The sequence below is a fragment of the Paenibacillus pedocola genome, assembly GCF_031599675.1.
Taxonomy (GTDB): domain Bacteria; phylum Bacillota; class Bacilli; order Paenibacillales; family Paenibacillaceae; genus Paenibacillus_AQ; species Paenibacillus_AQ pedocola.
In genome coordinates, this window is sequence record NZ_CP134223.1 from 4293631 (window position 1) to 4311539 (window position 17909).

Here is a 17909-nt window from a genome sequence, read left to right on the forward strand (position 1 = left end):
GCACCTCCCGTATTACTATTCGCCCGCGAAACTTTTTTTATGCAGCTTATGGAATTTGGGATACGTGGGAGGTATGAAAAAAGACTGCCGGTTTGTAGAGTAAACTACAGGCGGCAGCCTTAAATGTCCTGCGGGTAATTGAGTGTTATGGTTCGTCAGAATAATTGTTTAGTGCTCGTCGGTTACGCCGAGGGCCCTATTCTTCTCTTTGAACCGGTCATTATGGGAGGACACATATGCCGCCTTAGGCGCATCAGGATCCATATACAGCTTGGCGCTGTTGAGTGCCAGAACCGCATCGGTAAACGTGCCGGCGATCAGCCGGACCTTGCTGCTGTAATCAACGAAATCCCCGGCGGCAAAAATGCCCGGCAGATTCGTTTCCAGTCTTCCGCTGACATTGGCGCACCAGTCCCCCATATCAAGTCCCCATTCACGCAGCGGACCGAAGTCGCTTTTCAGGCCATGGTTAACAATCACTGCATCGACTGCAAACTGCTCCGTTTCACCAGATTCAACATGGCTGATGGTCACCTGGTCAATCGTCTCACCGTTCTTGCTGTGCAGCTGGCTCACCGAATACGGCACACGCACTTCAACCGATGAGGCCTTCATGCGGGCAATATTCTTCTCATGTCCGCCGAACTGCTCTCTCCGGTGCACAATAGTGACACTTGCAGCAACTCCCTCCAGCTCATTCGCCCAGTCCACTGCCGAATCGCCTCCGCCGGAGATCAGTACATGCTTGCCGCGGAACGGCTCCAGCTCCTGCACGGTATAGTGCAGGTTAGTTACCTCGTAACGGTCCGCTCCCTCGATCTCCAGCTTGGCCATCTGCAGGATGCCGTAGCCAATCGCCAGAATGACGGTCCGGGTCCAGTGTCGTTCCCCCGTGGAAGATGTCAATATGTACGTCCCATCCTCCTGGCGCTCCTGCCGGGTAATCTGCTGCCCAAGCACAATCGTCGGATCAAAGGTGCGTGCCTGCTGCTCCAGCTGCTTGATTAATTGACCGCAGAGGGTCGGTGTGATTCCACCCACATCCCAGATCATCTTCTCCGGATAAATCAGCATTCGTCCGCCCAGCTCATCCTTCGCTTCAATCAGCTTCGTTTTCAAATCTCTCATACCGCTATAAAAAGCTGTATACATGCCTGCGGGCCCCCCGCCGATAATCGTCACATCGTATAATTCCAGTTGATCACTCATATTGTTCCCTCCGGATTTCACTTGAAATTGATTCTCATTATCATTGTAATATTGTAAATGAGAATGGCACGGTTTGGCAATGGACAAATCCAAGCGGGCCGGCAATGCCACCCCATGTGCAAATCTGTATACACAAAAGCCCCGGTACGCTCTAGTTCAATAGAGAAGTACCGGGGCTGTTTTGAGGTTATCTGATTAGCTATTTTGCAGTGTGCCGCCGAATATTTTGCGGATCATTCCCTGCATTTTGCCGATATGGGGAACAAAGGGACTTACATCATAAACATAACTAGACTGGGTCACCAGCTGCGAGTAAATCTGAAACAACACAGCCGCCAGTTCCTTATCGATCTGCTTATCCTGCCGTGTCAGTATATATACCTCATCAAGCGCTGCATACAGCTGGACAAAAGCAGGTTCGTTAATGATTTTCCGGCGCAGAGATTCGATGATATCGCTTGCTAGTGTTTCTATGATGATAGTGATTGCATGGATCTTCTCATTCATCCGCAAATCCTCCTGGTGCGATAAAGTAGATGAAGACTACTACAATCATATGTTCATTATGACTTCAACAGACCAGACGGATCTTCCCCTTCATTCATTGCCATTTATCTTGTATAGTCCTCATATTCATTCCGGCCGTTCAGTTTATTGTACGTATACTCGTCATTCTTCAATTTATAGATTTGCCCCATGCCGCCAAATACGAACAGCAGCACAACGATCAAAGAATAAGCATACGTAAACTTACCGAAATAGAAGCAAAGCACGATAGATATAATGATCATCAGCAGCAGTCCCAGTCCGATTCTGGACAGTATTTTTCGCATCGCTCAATCTCCTCTCAGAGAAAATGTGTTTATTCCTCAACTCCACCATAGGAGAGAATATGAATCCCCATTTCTAAGCCTGTAAGGGACAGCTGCCGGATCGTTTCCGCAGAAAGATTGAATCCTACCTGCCCAAAATTAGATTGAAGATAAGTATTTAGGATGACGTTCTGGTACTTTTGCTGCAAATAAGCAATCTCCTTTTGAAACGGGGTTAGCTTCTGGAGCAAAAGTACAAGGGCTGCTTCATCAACACCGTCTCCCTGAAATTTCTCCTGTAAATGCCAGCTATCATAAGGCGCTACAGTACTTCCTCTTTTCAGCTTCTCTCCCTTTTTGATAACCGAGCTGGGAGGGGTATGCAGTAATGTGCTGATTTCGCCAAAATCCAAACTATCATCATAAATACTAAATGAAAAGCTGCCGGTCATCCGTACTCCCCCTGTTTTATTTACTTTTTAACAATAAACCATTAGAACTCCATGGTCATCTCCTCGTATCTGAAAGCCATAACACACTAGCCTCTTTTCTTCCTATTGATACCATAATTCTTCCAGATTGTCTGCTATGGAATTAACGTGCCAACTCTTGCATTATCCAAGTTATGTAATATACTCTACAGAATAGACAAGAACACGGAGGCCTTAACATGCAACCTGTATTCGAAACCGAACGATTACGATTACGCCCGTTTGAACTAACCGATGCCTGCACTGTGCAGGAATTAGCCGGTGATGTTGCGGTGGCGAGAACCACCTTATCTATCCCCCATCCTTACACGCTCGAAGCGGCAGAGCAGTGGCTGACAGCATGCATTGGCAGAAAAGATGAGGGCGAGGGTTATCCTTGGGCAATGGTAATTAAGGACAGCAACCAGCTAATCGGCTGTATGAGCCTCAATATTACCCGGCCGCATAATCACGGCGAGCTTGGCTACTGGATCGGACAACCTTACTGGGGATATGGGTATGCTTCTGAAGCGGCACAGCGCCTGGTCCGGTACGGATTTGAGGAAATACATTTAAATAGAATCTGGGCAGCGGCATTGTCCAAAAACCAGGCTTCCTGGAACGTGATGAGAAAAACCGGGATGACGCTCGAAGGGGAATTCAAACAGCACATCCTTAAATGGGACCAATACGAGGATGTCGTCTTTTACGGAATGACCAAAGGAGATTATGAGCAGTTGACCAAGTAAACAATCTAACGGGGAGCGGATGATTAATGAATAGAAGACCGTATGGTAATACAGGGAAATCCGTATCCGAGATCGGATTCGGTGCATGGCAGCTCGGCAAAAGTCAGGATTGGGAGGCTATGTCTGAGACTACAGCCATCGAACTGGTCCATGAGGCGCTTGAGCGCGGGATGAACTTTTTTGACACCGCTCCCAATTATGGCCTGGGTACAAGCGAAGAGCGGCTCGGCAAAGCCCTGGCTGGTAAACGCAGCAGCGCTGTCCTTAACACGAAATTCGGCCATGCGGCGGACGGCCGTACGAATTACAGTGCAGATCAGATTATCAGGTCCGTTGAAGGCAGCCTGCACCGTTTGCAGACCGACTATGTGGATTCCGTGCTGATTCATAATCCGCCGTTCGACATGCTGGACGGGAAATACGGGCACTATGAAGAACTAGAAAAGCTCAAGGCCGCCGGCAAAATCCTTACTTACGGCGTTTCAGTCGATTCTGTCCCGGAAATGCTGGAGGTCATCAACCATACCAAGATCGGCGTAATGGAAGTAATGTTCAATATTTTTTATCAGGAAACGGCCGAAGCCTTCAAGCTCGCCCAAGAGAATAATATCGCCCTAATCATCAAAGTCCCGCTGGACTCCGGCTGGCTCTCCGGCAAATACAACAGTCAGAGCACTTTTTCGGGAGTCCGCAGCCGCTGGTCACCAGATATTATCCGCAAGCGTTCAGCACTGCTGGAGCGGATCAGGTTCATCACCAATGAAGAGACAACGATGACGATGGCGGCGCTGAGATTCATTCTTGCCTACCCGGAAGTGACGACCGTAATCCCAGGGGTCAGAAACAGCACTCAACTGGCTGAGAATATCGCAGCCAGTGATGGGGCGATGCCGCAGGAGCAGGTGAAGAAGCTCCAAGAGCTGTGGGAGCAGGAGATCCGGGGGCTGGAGCTGGGGTGGTGAAGCGAGCTTACAAATTATGAGGCTCAATGTTCAAACTCTGCGGCCTACTCTCTCATTGCTTACACACGTAAAACAAGCAACATGTTAAGGCTCTAGATTTAAAATACAACATTCCCGTTCGTTTGCGGGCACGATGTATCTTTAAAGTTTATTATAATTAAAACCGGGTCGCAGCATTCGTTTGGTTATTGCTCCATATTTAATTAACAAAGGATTTTGCGGTACTTTGGTAAATCCCTTGTGAAGTGATTTGAACTCACTTTCTTGACTTACCTTGAATCTTTAGCGGCTTGGCGGTTTTGAATCTGGTGACATTGCCGCCCGACTCTTTCGGCACTGGGTGGATAAAAAAGACCTTGAGGATTGCCGCCCTCAAGGTCAATTAATATCTTATGAGTCTGTGCTGACTAGATTCTACCTAATGCTCTATCAGCTTCTATTTGAAGTTGTATCTTTTTAGTTCCCATGTATTTTTGTGCAGTCCCTAGAATCGATCTGTCATTTCCGAGTATTTCCAAAACCGTAACTGAAAACACGTTCTTTAGTTGCGCATCTTCGCAATTAGATACTTCTTCAAAATAATTAAAAATACTCTCTAGGTCGTGTCTGAAAACTCTTCATTGAGTCAATCTGAAAATGGCAGCTACGTATACAAAAGCCAGGAATGACTTGGCCAACTTATCGTAACGAGTAGCCACACGGCGAAAGTGTTTGATTTTATTGAAAAAGCACTCCACTAAATGGCGTTCTTTGTAGCGAAACCAATCGACTTTCCATGGGTTTGTAGTTTCAATTTCTTGAGGGATGTTGAAAGAACAGTCAACGCGCTTCCGACAGAATCTGCCACATAATAGTTGCTGTTTATGGACTGAGTCACACTTCCCGGATCAATGGTATTGTCCTGATAGGCGGCCAGTTCACTGTCCGATGTGGAGATGAAATGGGTAAGAAGCTGCTTGGCTTCCGGGGACAGATTATTGTAGATCTCTTTATTCTCAAGGTTTATTTCTTCTGCTGTTATGGGCTCAGCATCCGCGCTAAGACCAGCCTCAGGTGCGAAGAAGAGAAATCCCGGCGGGTATTGGAACGTTAAGGATGCAGAGGTGTCTTGCGCTGCAGAATCTGAAGCAAACGCGGAAAAGCTGCAGTTGAAAAATAGAGTAAATGCTAGAAGAATGCCTAAACCGTAAGCCCAATTTTTCTTAATCCTAATGTTCTCCTATTCATATAATTGAAATCAAAAGCAGGCTAATCCATTCTTGTAATATGAAAATGTTCAGCGACAACATAAAGGGAATGTTCTGCATTAACGAACAGCAGGATTTGTTCCGTTCCTGTATCGGAGTGGATAATCGGATAGGACTGGAGCGTAACCTGCATGGACTCCTTTTCCAGCACCTTGCGGTAAATATCTGCAATTTCCTGAGGCCCAGAGGTAAGTGAAATAAGGCCTTGAGTGAAACCTGGCTGAACAGGCAGAAAATCATGAATTCTATTAACAGCATTATATTTTTTTAGAAAATTAGAAAGTTCTTCAAAAAGCTGACCATAAATTTTTTCGTTTTCCGCTATCTTTTCTGGACCTAAAATCCAAAAGTAGGGTTTGTTGTATTTAAATAAAACCGGATGATCTCTCAAAATACGCAAATAAAGAAATGAGCTGCTGATTCCAAGGTTGTTTTCACGTACATCCTCGCAATTAATGCTCCAGGAGGCATGCTTTCCTACAGTTCTTCCGTAAACCTCCTTGTACATGGTTAGGGTGAGGTGCAAGTCGTTGTCTACCCGTACGGCTTGATCAATAGAGAAATACCCCTCACCTTCTGTTAATTCATCTAGTGCATCAATAATTTGTTGAATCAAATAAATAGCCTCCTTGTTATGAAATAGAACTGACATTGCTCAAATCCGTTATCAAGCATCCCTCATCCCGACATTAAGTGAATGGAATAAACTTGTGCAAATATAATAAATTAGGAATTGTCTGAAAAATTTAACTGTTCAACCGTTGATGTGCTTATAGTAGATGCGTTGAAGTACCATTGTAAAGTTCATTTACTATACTTCTTAAATCTCCATTTTGAACAGCAGATAACAATTTTTCTCTATTGGAACCAGTAAATTCAGGCATTTTGCCTAAAAGATTAGTAACACTATTTATACTACAATTCTTATTCTATTATCATACGTGTACTCCGTATCCTGCAAATCAGTTAAAGATATTGTACTTTCATTAATCCGGTTTCCCCTCCCCGCTGTGAGAAAGACTTTTTCAATAATAACCTTTAAGAAAATTCCATATTTTCATTACTTATCCCATTTCGGATGACTTAACGCAAAAAAGACATTGAAGTCCGGAGCCCTTCAATGTCTCTTATCGAAAACTGCTATTACATTGACGACTATCCCAATTGTATCTTTTTTCTAACCATACTAACCGCTTCACTCACTCTCACCCAGCCGCACATAATAGGTCTTATACCCTTCATCGCCAATCTCCAGACAGTTCATCTGCTCACCGTAAGCGCAGCCGCCGTCTATGCCGATCTTATCGCCAAGCGGGCTAAACCAGATTCCGGGATTGTCCTGGAATTCAAAGGTGGAGGTATGGCCGAACACGACTGTCTTGTCGGTACTGGTTACCGGATGATTATAGAACGGCTCTCTGATCCAGATAAAATCATAATCCTTCTGTGTCTTCCAGTCCGAAAGCGTTGGGTCGATTCCCGCGTGTACAAACAGATGATCCTCCGTCTCATAATAGAGCGGCAACGAACTCAGGAAATCCAGGTGACGCTTATAAGCCTGTCTGATCCAGTGTTTGATCCGGATGTACTCCTCCCAGCCGTGATCCTGCTGCACAAAATCCGCGTCTGCTCCCACGTAGCTCATGAGGGTATGGAAGCCGCCATTGTTCAGCCAGTGTATATCCAGCTTGTCTTCATCATCGCTGAGCAGCGCGTCACAGGCCATTTTGTCATGATTGCCCTTCAGCACGACAGCACCCCATTCCTCTTGGAGGGACATGACCTGCTCGACAATAGCTTTGCTGTTTGGCCCCCGGTCCACATAATCGCCGATGAGTATGAGTTTGTCCTGATCCGGAATATAATTTACTTTGCGCAAAAGCGCGTTGAATTCCCGGTAACATCCGTGGATGTCACTGATCACTAAAGTTCTGATGGTTTTCCCCTCCCTGCCCATTGATGACTGTGTTTCAGAACCTATATTATAACATCAAAAATCACAGCCTGACCGGCATTCGTGCAGAGCTGTCCCAGCGCCACGGTACAGAGTGTCCCTCCAGATGCAGACCGCCGTACCACACATCAATGCCTTGCACCGTCACCCGGTCCGCTGCTCCATTCAGTATCTGCTCACCAAGTGCTGTCATTGTCACCTTACGGTTCAGAAAGTCCGGGACGCGGCGAAAATCGAAGTTGTCTGCAGCCAGTGTACCGTCGATCATCAAGAGCGGCTGTGCCCCCTGCACCATTCCCCAGAGATATAGCCAATATTCGAGATCACCCATGCCAAGCACATGCAGAGTGTCGGTTACTTGCCGGAACAGCTCCTTAGGCGTATCCGCTCCCCTGCGCACAGCCTCAAGAGTCGTTTGCTCCACGAGGCCAAGGCCATTGTCCACAGAAGGCAGACGCGACAAGTGGGCCTGAAATGCAGCATAGGCAAAAGGCAGTGCGGATGCCTCCAGTTCTTGTCTCCTAAGCGCGAGCAGATTAGCCATCTGCATCGGATCTGGATTAGCATAGGCCTGCCACAGTTCACTGCCCAGCTCCAGTTCCTTCTGTCCGATGCTCCGCCAAGTCCCGGACAAAGTCTTAAGCTGCGCCGGAGTCAGCTGGCCCAGACCGTGAAACAGCTCAATGCCGGGAAACTCGCCGATGCAGAGCAGACTTAGCTTAGTGCTGCCCAGCTTTTGCCCCTTGAAATAGTGCAGCAAGTAAGCCAGCATGCTCTGATCGAACAAATCATGCTCGAACCACAGCACCACTTCATCATAGCGGTTAACCCCCCGCAGCTTCTCTTCCTGCTCCGCACAGGCTGCCAGATATTCTGCTGACGAAATGCCCATCGACTGTTCGAGCGATTGTGCGCGTATCATACGCTCAGCTTCACCGGCAGGGTTCACAAAGTTCGGCCCTGCTGAGTATACCTCTCTCCACACCAGCACATCCCCCGAAACGATGCCCTGTTTCAGCATATTGCCTACGGAATCCCCATTTACGATATGCAGCATATTCCCGCCTCCTTCATATAGGTTGTTGAACATGGAAGCAAGGTTGATGACGGGGAGTGCACCTCTCAGCTTACGCCGTCCGTCGAACAGCCTTTTTTTCAGCGCTGACACTGGAATGTCCAGATAATCGGAGATTTCCTGCAGGGAATAGCCGTAGAAATAAAACAATTGCAGCGGCACCCGCAGCTTGTCGCTCAGGGCTGACACCGATTGCTGCAGCACCAGTGCACCTTCCCTCCGCTCAGCGATTTCTGCGACACCTGCCGACTCTTGAGAAATGTGCATGGCATCATTCAAGGGAAGCATCGCCTGTCTCTTACGCCTCAGCGACCGCTGGCATTGTCTCACGACAATCGTCTTGAACCAACCCGGAAACGCAGACGGCAGCTGCAGCTTGCCGATATTGGTATAAGCTTCGAGGAAAGCCTCCTGCACAGCATCTTCCGCCAGATGAACATCGTTCAGCATGTCATAAGACACCGCAAACGCCATCCCGCGAAAATGCGCCATCAGCTGCCCAAATGCCTCAGCATCTCCTTCTTGTACCTCTTCAACCAGCCGCGTTACCATACCGGACCTCTTTTCACATGTTCTTAATCTTAAGTGCCGTGATGGGGGTGAAAGGTTACAACCTGTTCGGCCTATTCTGTAATAAAAACAAAACCCCGGAGAGTCTCCCCAGAGTCATAGCATCTATAGTGTACTGTCAGGTGCATACCTTTTCACTTCCGAAAAATCATCCGTTCTCTTTTTCAACCTCTTCCGTGCTGTAGTACTTTTTTAACTTAGTGATGACTTCTTCGGGAATAGCACTCTTGAAGTTTAGGGACACTAGCTCGTTGATTGCCCGATTTATGGGGAACTCTAGTTCATTTGAATAATCCTTCATCTCATCCGTGAAGCCTGCAATACAAATGCCGTAACTCCGTTCCCCCCAGACCGCCCATTTCATAGAAGGAGGCATCCACACGAAAAGCTCGGAATTATGTAAAATCGCGTCAGCCGGGCTCTCCTCCGGACCTTGTCCGATCATATTCCAATAATCAGCAGCGGTAATGTCTTTTGGAATAATACATCAGTTGTACTGAGCAAATTCCTGATAATAATAGTTTACAGGATGTGGATCTAAGACGGCCATCAGAATATTGGAGTCACCAGAAAGTGCCATAAGCCGCTCCAGCTCATTCCAAAAAGAAAAACTCATAACAGCATCGAAGTCGAATACTTTTATCCGCTTAAAGGGGAGTTTGAAAATCTGTTCCGGCAGCCGTTGTTCCCACTCAAACACCGGTTGCACCATATGTAATGCATCATTAAATTTCTTAGTATCCTTAATATAATTCAGATTCATTAGTCAGCTCCAATAACTCGTAATTACCCGTTCTGAGCCGTTACCGGATTAACCGCAAAGATAGAATGAATGTTGCCTTCTGGATCTGCGAAGAACCCTGTGGTGTGCCCCCAGGACATTGACTTTGGAGCTGTAATTTCAGTTGCCCCTTTTGAAACCACCTCTTGATACATCATGTGGACAGCATCTGGAGATTCACATTCGAAATTAAGTTCGAAGGCTTGCCCTTTACGCTCTTCTAAATAAGTATGGTGGTCATTCGTGTTTTCCGCCATTAAGGTTGTTGAACAAATCGCAAGACGAATACCGCTATTTACAAATTCAGCATAATGGTTCTCTTCAATGACCGTCTCAAATCCCAAAACATCACGATAAAAGCTAGCTAATTTAGGTACATCCTGCGCCAAAACCGTAAGTCCCTCTAATTTCAATCTCATGTGCTGAACTCCACCTTTTCTATGGTTTTTTGTTCATGATTCTCCAGATCCATAAAGAATTCGGTCAACTATAATTCTGAAAAGCTCAAAATATCTTTAGTAATTTGTGAAAATAACTCCTCTGTATTTGGAAAATATCTTGTTTTAATCAGATAAACCCTGTCACTCACAATCTCTTCTGCAAAAAAATCATACGTCAAATCGGGTAGTATGGAAATAGACGCCATATGACTTGACTGTTGAAAGAGCATACTCCAGCTTTGCTTTCTCATAAAAAATCACATTTTCGATTACAATATTCCTGTCTAACTCAGCGATCAGCTTATTTATGAATTGTTGTATGACAATTAACACTCTTAATCCTCCAATCAACTAAACCCTCGGTCTTGTATTAACGTACTTCCAGCCAGATTCATTGCCACTGCTAATTTGATTTGATTCACTTTGCTTAACCTTAATCTATATTGCGGTACGAGTAGAATTGATTTAATGATCGGATTCTTTTGTGCTAACCTGGGCATTTCTATGTCTACAACTATAGAATCGTTTATGAGAATTTTGTAAAAATCCTCCTCTTGCTCAGGAATCCAATGAAGGATGTAAGCCGTCTCCAACCCCGGAAACTTTTCACGAATATATGTAAGAAAGGCTGCCTTATCCGTATCTTCAAAAAGGGTCTTATTAGATAAAATTAGCTGTTCTCTTAAAGCTTGCTCAGTTCGGGTCCCAACAAGTTTCACTTCATTTCCCCCCAGTGAGATCATACAACCAGCTTCAATCAACCAACTCCCGTCAACATCAGTGATTTTGCAAAAAAGAAAGAAGCAACCTTCTTGCATGTTCATGATTCTCCAGATCTATTGAGATCGACGGATAGCTGGACAGGCTTGTTTTGATAAAAGAATATTGCGGGAAGCGTTCGAAGAAACTCTTTTTTAATAGCTCAAGTTGCCTATCGGGAATTCCAGCGGTATGGTCATTTACAACATAACTAATCGTTCCAGCAATCAGCGCACAGTATTCACTGAAATCTGCATTAAAACATTCATCTTCAAGCTGCGCGAGCGCCTCTGCATGATCTTCCTTCAACCTCATGGAGTCCCTATAGGGAAAAGAACGGCTCAATTGTGTCATGTACATCTGTGCTAACTCCTGAACGATTTCCGGTTTATCCGACACGTCCATATCTCCAACTGATCCTCCCCACACCTTGGGCTGCTCCAGCAAAAACCAGCAATTCACTTCATCATATCCTGTGATTTGCGCTTCAACCAATAAGCCCTTACTGATATTAGCTTGTTGTGAATGTGCAGCACATTCAGCATAGTCGGCCAGCCCAAGCGCCTCTTTATCCGGTATACTTACGATCACTCCTTGGGGATATAGAACTTCAAGATAACCCATGATTGTTGTGCCTAGAGGCAGCGTCTTCTTATTCTCAAGCCAGCGTGGCTGCTGCTCAGTAATCATCTCATCCCACACGGCTTCGAATGCTTCCTTGGGAATTATTTCCAGATCGGGATCATCCAAGGGTAACTCATGTTCCGCCAGGAAAAATTCGTGTTTTTTCACATTGGAGATCTTACTCTCTTTGCCTTCCTCCAACAACATCTGTCTATAGGCTATGCCTTCGTCATCCACTTCGAAGTACCATTTCTGCTTGTCTGATTGCTGCAGTAAATAAATCATGGGATCGTACTCCTCTTATCGAAGGCTTGCCTTTTTCACCGGGATTAATATCCTCGAATGTTCAAAAATATGGACATCATATGAGCTATCTAAGCTAACATCTATATATCCAGGTGCCAGAGAAAATGTCCGCACTTCATTGCTGTCCTGAACCCAAACTTTATCACTAGCTCGATATTGCAACTCCCGCTTAATGATTGTGACCGCTCTTTCGTTATAGCCCTTAAAAATGTCTTTAGTCACGTTGTAAAGATCCAGTCCAGCAATAAGCATTAAGTAAAATGCAAAGAGGGATATCACATAAACAAAGATCTTCTTCCACCATTGATCGGACCTTGAAGTATTCCGCTTAACTGCCAAGGGATATTCTACAACAAGAAGATAAAAAACGATTAGAATTGGGAGCATCTTATACAATAAAATCCTTTGTTCATACGAATTGTACTTAACAAGTATAGTTATGATCCCGGCACTGAGAATTACTATAAAGAAGATCCTCAACTGGTTTCTTATTTTGATATGCATAACATTTTTCCTAACTAGGTTAGAGTTGGCGTTCACTTAAGTTATCCTTAAGACGGATAGCCGGGATCTGTAAACAATTTCAACATCTACCCGGCATTCCCCTGCTATTAATTCGTCTTTCCCGGCTGTATCCTTATTCTCACTCTCACTAGTAGGCATAAGAAAACCTCGAGAGATTTCCCTCAGGGTTTAAGTACAGTTAAAGCTTATTAGATCAACGGTAATACCGGTCCCGGTATTCCTGCGGCGTGCAGCCCTCGTTTTTCTTAAACTGATAGGTGAAATACGCAGGGGTCTGGAAGCCGATCCGCTCAGAAACTTCATAGATTTTGATGGTGGGGTCCTGGAGCAATTCCTTCGCTTTTTTCATCCGCAGGCTCTTGACGAAGTCGGAGATGGTCTGCCCGGTTTCTTTTTTGAAGAGAACACTTAAATGTCCTGCGCTGATATGAAACATATCCGCCAGCTGCTTGACCGTCATACTATCCGGCAATTGTTCTGCGATATAGGAAGCAATGCGGTTAATCAGATGATGCTGCTGCAGGGTCCGTTCTTTACGCGCAAGTCCGAAGGCAGAGTCAATATATTCTAGTATGATGGCTTTCATCACAGGCACGGTTTTGCATTCCAATATCCGGTGCAACGCCCGGTTGCTGAGATAAGTGACGGCCTCCACATCGTTCCATAATTTGCGTGTAAACTCGCCGACCAGGCTGATGCTGAAGGACTGGATATAGGCGAAGGAATGGCCCTTAGCCTCCATCTGCTCATACGCCGTGCCGACTTCCCTGGCCAGCAGTACCGGATCATCGCCTTCCGCCAGGGAGAGCAGGCTAGGCAGCATGATTTCCCGTTCTCTTACATCTTCATACGCCTTCCGCTCCATTCTCCCCACATGCAGCAGCAAGCCGTTATCGCTCTGGCGGGCATCGGCGACCGTATATTTGATCTCCCGGTAGAGCTGCCCGGTCTCCTCCCATTTCCGGCCTTCTCTGCTGATTCCGACGGTAACGGAAACCTGATACGTATTTCGCATGTAGTCTTGAACGAAGGTCATTTGTTTGTCGAGCAGCATCCTTTTTTCAGAAGTCGGATTGACCAGAATGGCTGCCACCCCGTCGGGTTTGACCGCTGCCGCCAGCATGACCCCCATATCCTGCAAAGATATAGCAAGAGATTGCTGAAGCGCTGAATTCAACATCAGCCGGCTTCTGGCCTCCCGCACGGAAACGTTAAAATCATCGAACACAGCTACAATCAGCAGAATTCCATGCGTTAGGCGCGGAAGATTAAGCAAATGCGCCCAGGATGACAGCACCCCCGCCTCCATCGGCTCATCTTCCAGCAGCTCATAAACAAACGACTCCTTCAGCAGCTCCCTGCTGTCTGATACCATGGTCTGCAGATGCAGAGTCTGCTCGTTGATTTGCTTGATGTTCTCGATGGTTTGCCGGAAGGCGGTTAACTTACGCTCAATCTCACCCAGCTTAAGAGGTTTGAGCACATACCCCTGCGCTCCCACTTCAATAGCATCCTGAGCGAATTCGAACTCATTGTAGCCGCTTATAATTAGAATCTGTATTTCCGGATGGATGATTCTTGCTTCTCCTGCCAGTTCAATCCCCGTTATACCCGGCATGGTAATGTCGGTGATCAGCACATCTACCCGGTTATCATGCAGCAGCGGAATAGCCTCTTCACCTGTTTCTGCGGTTAGCGGGATGGCATAGCCAAGTTTCGTCCAGGGGATATGCCGGATTAATCCCTGGATATGAGACGGCTCGTCGTCCACAATAAGTGCTTGCAGCACGTTTTATCCCTCCCGGAAAAGCTCTGGTTTGTCCGTACAGGCAGGCAGCTCAATGGTGACCAGCGTACCTTGTTCAGGTGTGCTATTGATCCTAAGCTTGCCGGCGTGGCCGAAGTATAATGAAAGGCGTTCGCTAATGTTCAGTAATCCGAAGCCGTTGCCCTTTCCGGCCTTCTCACCTTTTTGGATAAGCGTCAGTGTGTCCGGAGCAATGCCGATGCCATTGTCGTTTACCTGGAAACGGATCATCTGATCGTGCCGCTGAATGGAGATGACTATACAGGCACCTGGCCGGGTAAATATACGTCCGTGAATATAAGTATTCTCCACGATTGGCTGCAGGATCATTTTGATGGAATAGAGCTCCATAACGGATTCATCCAGTTCCCATTCCACCTGGACGCGACCCGGATAACGAAGCTGCTGAATGTCAAGATAGGCCCGCACATGCTCAAGCTCATTCCTGATTAGCGTAACATTGGATTTGTTATCAAGCGCGAACCGGTAAAAGGTAGTCAGCGCTTCAATAGCCTCCACCTGTACCTGATCACCCTGATCCAGCGCCCGCCACTGAAGCAGACTTAGTGAATTATAGATGAAATGAGGATTGATCTGTGCTTGAAGCGCCTGGAATGATGACTCTTTCTCCTTTAATTTGGCACTGCTTAACAGTTCAAGCAGACTGCCAAGCCGTCCCGCCATCTGATTGAACATGACCTCCAGATCCCCGACCTCGTCCCTGCTCCGGCTCTGAAGCCACACGTTAAAGTCACCTTCGGCGATATCGCTCATCCGGTTGCTTAATTTACGGATTCGCAGCACGACGTTCTTGAGTACGATCATGACCAGGAACATGGACAGGAACAGGAAAAATATTGTTATCCCAACAATACTGTATACCGTTGTGGAGGATTGCTGCTCCATTTTACGCATTTGGACAAGCGCAGCGATTTTCCAGGCTCCGTTTAATTGCCGGACTGCAAAATATTCACCATTGTCCGTAATCACTTCAGCGTTCTCATCTCCCGGCCATAGGCTGGAGAGCCCGGTTGATGCAAGCGGCTTGCCAATCATGGTCCGGTCAGAAGCTGCAACCACCCGGTCATGCTCATCTAGGAGAAACAGGCTTCCTTCCCCGCTAAAGGGTCGGTCCATCAGTTCGCCGAATACGCTGTTATAATCCAGCAGCATATAGATGGCACCAAATACATACCCGCTTGCATTTGTTATTTTCCTGGACACAATCAGCTTGGGATTCTCCCCGGGGATGTCAGACCATTGCAACGCAACTGGCGACGCCATTACCCTTTCGTACCACGACTCCTCATCTCCCCCGGGGAGCGGACGGACGGACGGCTTCCAGAGAAGTCCCCCATCTTCGATCAGTGTTGGATTGACATGATAAATCCGGAAATTCTCGATCCCGGTCAAATAACGGCTCATCACCTGGAATGACCGGTCCACATAATTCACGGAAGCAAGCTGGTCCTCCCAATTCTCATAGGTCCAGGACAGCCTGGAGATCAGTTCCCCGTCCGTTCCGGTCCGGTTGACGAGCAGATCATAGCTTTGTTTTCTGAAATCAATGCTCTGTGCTGTTTGCCGGACAGCTTCGTTAATGGTGAGCATGTAGTTGGATCTGACATTTTGCAGCGCCAGGTAACCTGCTCCGATGCCCAGAATAACCGTAGGGATAAACACAACCAGTCCATAAAAAACGACTATTTTCCGGCGTAGATTCATGGTGCGGGTCATCCGGAGGATACGTCTCTCAAGCCAGCGTCGCAATGTACATCCTCCCATCTTTTCCCTAAAAATCACACGCAATAAACCGGAAAGGGAGCCTCCCTGTGTACAGGACTGCTCCGCTTTACTTAAGTTCAGTTTACCTTGTTCCGTCCGGACCGGACAAGCCTCAGCTCTATTTGCCCATCGCCTGATACAGCTCGTTCCACTCCTGCTTCAGCTCGCTCCAGTGTCCGCGTTTTTCCAGAGCAGAAGTGAAATCACTCCACACCTTTTCGAACTTGTCATCACTGCTTGCCATCAGCAGCTTGGCGCGGTATTCCTTATAGACAGTGTCTAGTTCAGGAGCATACTTCTCCCAGACACCTCCGGCTTTGGCTTTTACCATATCATAGTTTTCGGCTACGCGGGTTGCTCCCATTTGTCCAATCTGCTTGGAGAATTCACCGGTCTTCGCTCCTCCTGCATGAACATTCTCCGAGGTCCACCAGGCATACCACTTATTGCTGTAAGTCGAAGTCATATACAGTTCTGGCGTCAGCTGTGCTTTTTTGGCAGCATCGCCGGAGTTGCGCAGCTCTTTGTATTCAGGATCAATGAACGTCCATTTTCCATATGGCTGATCCACCCAATCCCAGTACTTCCCTGCCGGCCCTTCGTTCACGACCATGCCCTGCTCCGGTTTCGGGGATAAGGTATAGTCATAGAACTTCAGGATGGCGTCCAGATTCTTCGTTTTTTTGCTGATGTACGTGTCATCACCGGGATAAGGATTGATCACTTGCGTCGTGCCCAGTTGGGCCACACCATCCACTTTAGGGAACGGAATCGGCTTATAATACCATCCGGGTCCGGTTGGACCGTCAAGAACCTCCCATACGGACTGGTTGAAGTTCCAGAAGCTCCCGATATTCATCGCATAGCGGCCGCTTTTATTTTTCTCCACATATCTTTCACCTTTATCAGTAAGCGCTTCGGGATCAATCAGCTTCTTTTGATACAGGCTGTTCATCCACTTGTAGGCGGCCTTGAAGCCCGGATCGTCATACATGAAAATATAGTTGTCACCGTCTTTGCGGACCGGGGTAACACCGCCGGCAGAAGCAACGGTCACACCGAAAGCAGACAGTACTGTATACTCGTCGTTCTTATCTGTAAGAATCCCCAGCGGCAGAAGCGCCTTACCGGATTCATCCTTCAGCTGAGAGGCCTTCTCCAAGTAGCTCTCTACCCCGGCAAGTGTGGTGAGATCCGCCTCCTTCATTCCCGTCTTCTCCAGAATATCCGTACGGATAAACCATGCATTGGAGGACCAGCCCGGCCATGGATCAGCAGGATCTATATCGAAGTAGGAAGGAATGGACCAGATATGTCCGTCTGCATCCTTCATCTGATCAAGATAAACCTTGGGAATCGCAGCCAGACCCGGATATTGTTCAGGCATGTCAAAATACTGTTCAAGCGGCATAATCAGATTGGATCGCTTCATGGCATCATCGACAACCTGGCTTCGCTGGAAAATCGCCGCATCGTCAAACCCGCCTGTATTCAGCTTAAGATTTAGCGCGGTAGCAGCATCCCCTTGTGTTGCTTCCAGCTTCACATCGATTCCCGGTTCCTCTGTTTTCCAATATTGTTGAATAGAACTGTCATTATTAATGGTTGCGGTCCAGCCCAGCCATAGCTTGAAGCTGTTAGAACCCTTCGTATCTGTCTTAGTATCCGCAGCTGCCGAGCTTGTTGCTGCAGCGTTATCCGCTCCTGTGCTGTTCTGCCCTGCTGAATTACTGTTGCCGGAGCAGCCTGCCATGAGGCCAAGTGCAGCCGCCAAGGTTAGCGCCAGCGCACTTTTCATCCCGTTTTTTCTAATATCCATTTGGTTCATCCCCTT

General features: G+C 47.0%; 18 protein-coding genes and 1 pseudogene. 3 read left to right on the plus strand and 16 right to left on the minus strand.

The window, feature by feature from the left end; all coding sequences use genetic code 11:
- Nucleotides 1-168: 168 nt before the first annotated feature.
- The 4 genes from QU597_RS19080 to QU597_RS19095 all read right to left on the minus strand — a co-directional run bounded on the left by QU597_RS19080 (nt 169) and on the right by QU597_RS19095 (nt 2473).
- Complete coding sequence (locus tag QU597_RS19080; protein ID WP_310829385.1) at nt 169-1209, minus strand: NAD(P)/FAD-dependent oxidoreductase; 1041 nt, start codon at nt 1207-1209, stop codon at nt 169-171.
- Between the two features lie 195 nt (nt 1210-1404).
- On the minus strand, nt 1405-1716 hold the full coding sequence (locus QU597_RS19085; protein WP_310829386.1) for a hypothetical protein: 312 nt from the start codon (nt 1714-1716) through the stop codon (nt 1405-1407).
- Nucleotides 1717-1820: 104 nt separating this feature from the next.
- Entirely contained in the window at nt 1821-2042 is a 222-nt protein-coding gene (locus QU597_RS19090; protein WP_310829387.1) for a hypothetical protein, read from the minus strand.
- Nucleotides 2043-2071: 29 nt separating this feature from the next.
- Complete coding sequence (locus QU597_RS19095) at nt 2072-2473, minus strand: DUF4279 domain-containing protein (protein ID WP_310829388.1); 402 nt, start codon at nt 2471-2473, stop codon at nt 2072-2074.
- Between the two features lie 218 nt (nt 2474-2691).
- Between QU597_RS19095 and QU597_RS19100 the strand changes: the two genes are divergently transcribed.
- Nucleotides 2692-3240 (plus strand): GNAT family N-acetyltransferase, encoded by a 549-nt coding sequence (locus tag QU597_RS19100; RefSeq protein WP_310829389.1) that lies wholly within the window; start codon nt 2692-2694, stop codon nt 3238-3240.
- Between the two features lie 26 nt (nt 3241-3266).
- On the plus strand, nt 3267-4202 hold the full coding sequence (locus QU597_RS19105; protein WP_310829390.1) for an aldo/keto reductase: 936 nt from the start codon (nt 3267-3269) through the stop codon (nt 4200-4202).
- Nucleotides 4203-4819: 617 nt separating this feature from the next.
- On the opposite strand, the pseudogene QU597_RS19110 reads toward QU597_RS19105, so the two are convergent.
- Nucleotides 4820-4957, minus strand: a pseudogene (locus tag QU597_RS19110) (IS5-like element ISSoc13 family transposase); the annotation flags it as partial.
- Nucleotides 4958-5142: 185 nt separating this feature from the next.
- Between QU597_RS19110 and QU597_RS19115 the strand changes: the two are divergent.
- Complete coding sequence (locus QU597_RS19115; RefSeq protein WP_310829391.1) at nt 5143-5295, plus strand: hypothetical protein; 153 nt, start codon at nt 5143-5145, stop codon at nt 5293-5295.
- Nucleotides 5296-5450: 155 nt separating this feature from the next.
- Here QU597_RS19115 and QU597_RS19120 read toward each other — a convergent pair whose 3' ends face one another.
- From QU597_RS19120 to QU597_RS19170, 11 genes are all read right to left on the minus strand, one after another.
- A complete protein-coding gene (locus QU597_RS19120; protein ID WP_310829392.1) occupies nt 5451-6065 on the minus strand; it encodes a hypothetical protein in 615 nt (204 codons plus the stop codon).
- A gap of 579 nt (nt 6066-6644) precedes the next feature.
- A complete protein-coding gene (locus QU597_RS19125) occupies nt 6645-7406 on the minus strand; it encodes a metallophosphoesterase family protein (protein ID WP_369698825.1) in 762 nt (253 codons plus the stop codon).
- A gap of 40 nt (nt 7407-7446) precedes the next feature.
- On the minus strand, nt 7447-9030 hold the full coding sequence (locus tag QU597_RS19130) for a sigma-70 family RNA polymerase sigma factor (RefSeq protein WP_310829394.1): 1584 nt from the start codon (nt 9028-9030) through the stop codon (nt 7447-7449).
- A 166-nt stretch (nt 9031-9196) separates the two neighbouring features.
- Complete coding sequence (locus QU597_RS19135) at nt 9197-9412, minus strand: hypothetical protein (protein ID WP_310829395.1); 216 nt, start codon at nt 9410-9412, stop codon at nt 9197-9199.
- 123 nt (nt 9413-9535) lie between these two features.
- Nucleotides 9536-9811 carry a hypothetical protein gene (locus QU597_RS19140; protein ID WP_310829396.1) on the minus strand — a complete coding sequence of 92 codons (276 nt, stop codon included), beginning with the start codon at nt 9809-9811 and terminating at the stop codon, nt 9536-9538.
- Nucleotides 9812-9834: 23 nt separating this feature from the next.
- Nucleotides 9835-10248, minus strand: a complete 414-nt coding sequence (locus QU597_RS19145) for a VOC family protein (protein ID WP_310829397.1) — start codon at nt 10246-10248, stop codon at nt 9835-9837.
- A gap of 368 nt (nt 10249-10616) precedes the next feature.
- The gene (locus tag QU597_RS19150) at nt 10617-11093 is read right to left on the minus strand and encodes a hypothetical protein (RefSeq protein WP_310829398.1); all 477 of its coding nucleotides are present in this window, start codon (nt 11091-11093) and stop codon (nt 10617-10619) included.
- Nucleotides 11047-11937, minus strand: coding sequence for a YxiJ family protein (locus tag QU597_RS19155; RefSeq protein ID WP_310829399.1), 891 nt, complete (start codon nt 11935-11937; stop codon nt 11047-11049). Before QU597_RS19155 ends, QU597_RS19150 begins: the two co-directional genes overlap by 47 nt.
- Nucleotides 11938-12676: 739 nt before the next feature.
- Complete coding sequence (locus QU597_RS19160) at nt 12677-14272, minus strand: response regulator transcription factor (protein ID WP_310829400.1); 1596 nt, start codon at nt 14270-14272, stop codon at nt 12677-12679.
- A gap of 3 nt (nt 14273-14275) precedes the next feature.
- Complete coding sequence (locus QU597_RS19165; protein WP_310829401.1) at nt 14276-16060, minus strand: cache domain-containing sensor histidine kinase; 1785 nt, start codon at nt 16058-16060, stop codon at nt 14276-14278.
- Between the two features lie 133 nt (nt 16061-16193).
- Complete coding sequence (locus QU597_RS19170; protein ID WP_310829402.1) at nt 16194-17894, minus strand: type 2 periplasmic-binding domain-containing protein; 1701 nt, start codon at nt 17892-17894, stop codon at nt 16194-16196.
- Between the last annotated feature and the right edge of the window lie 15 nt (nt 17895-17909).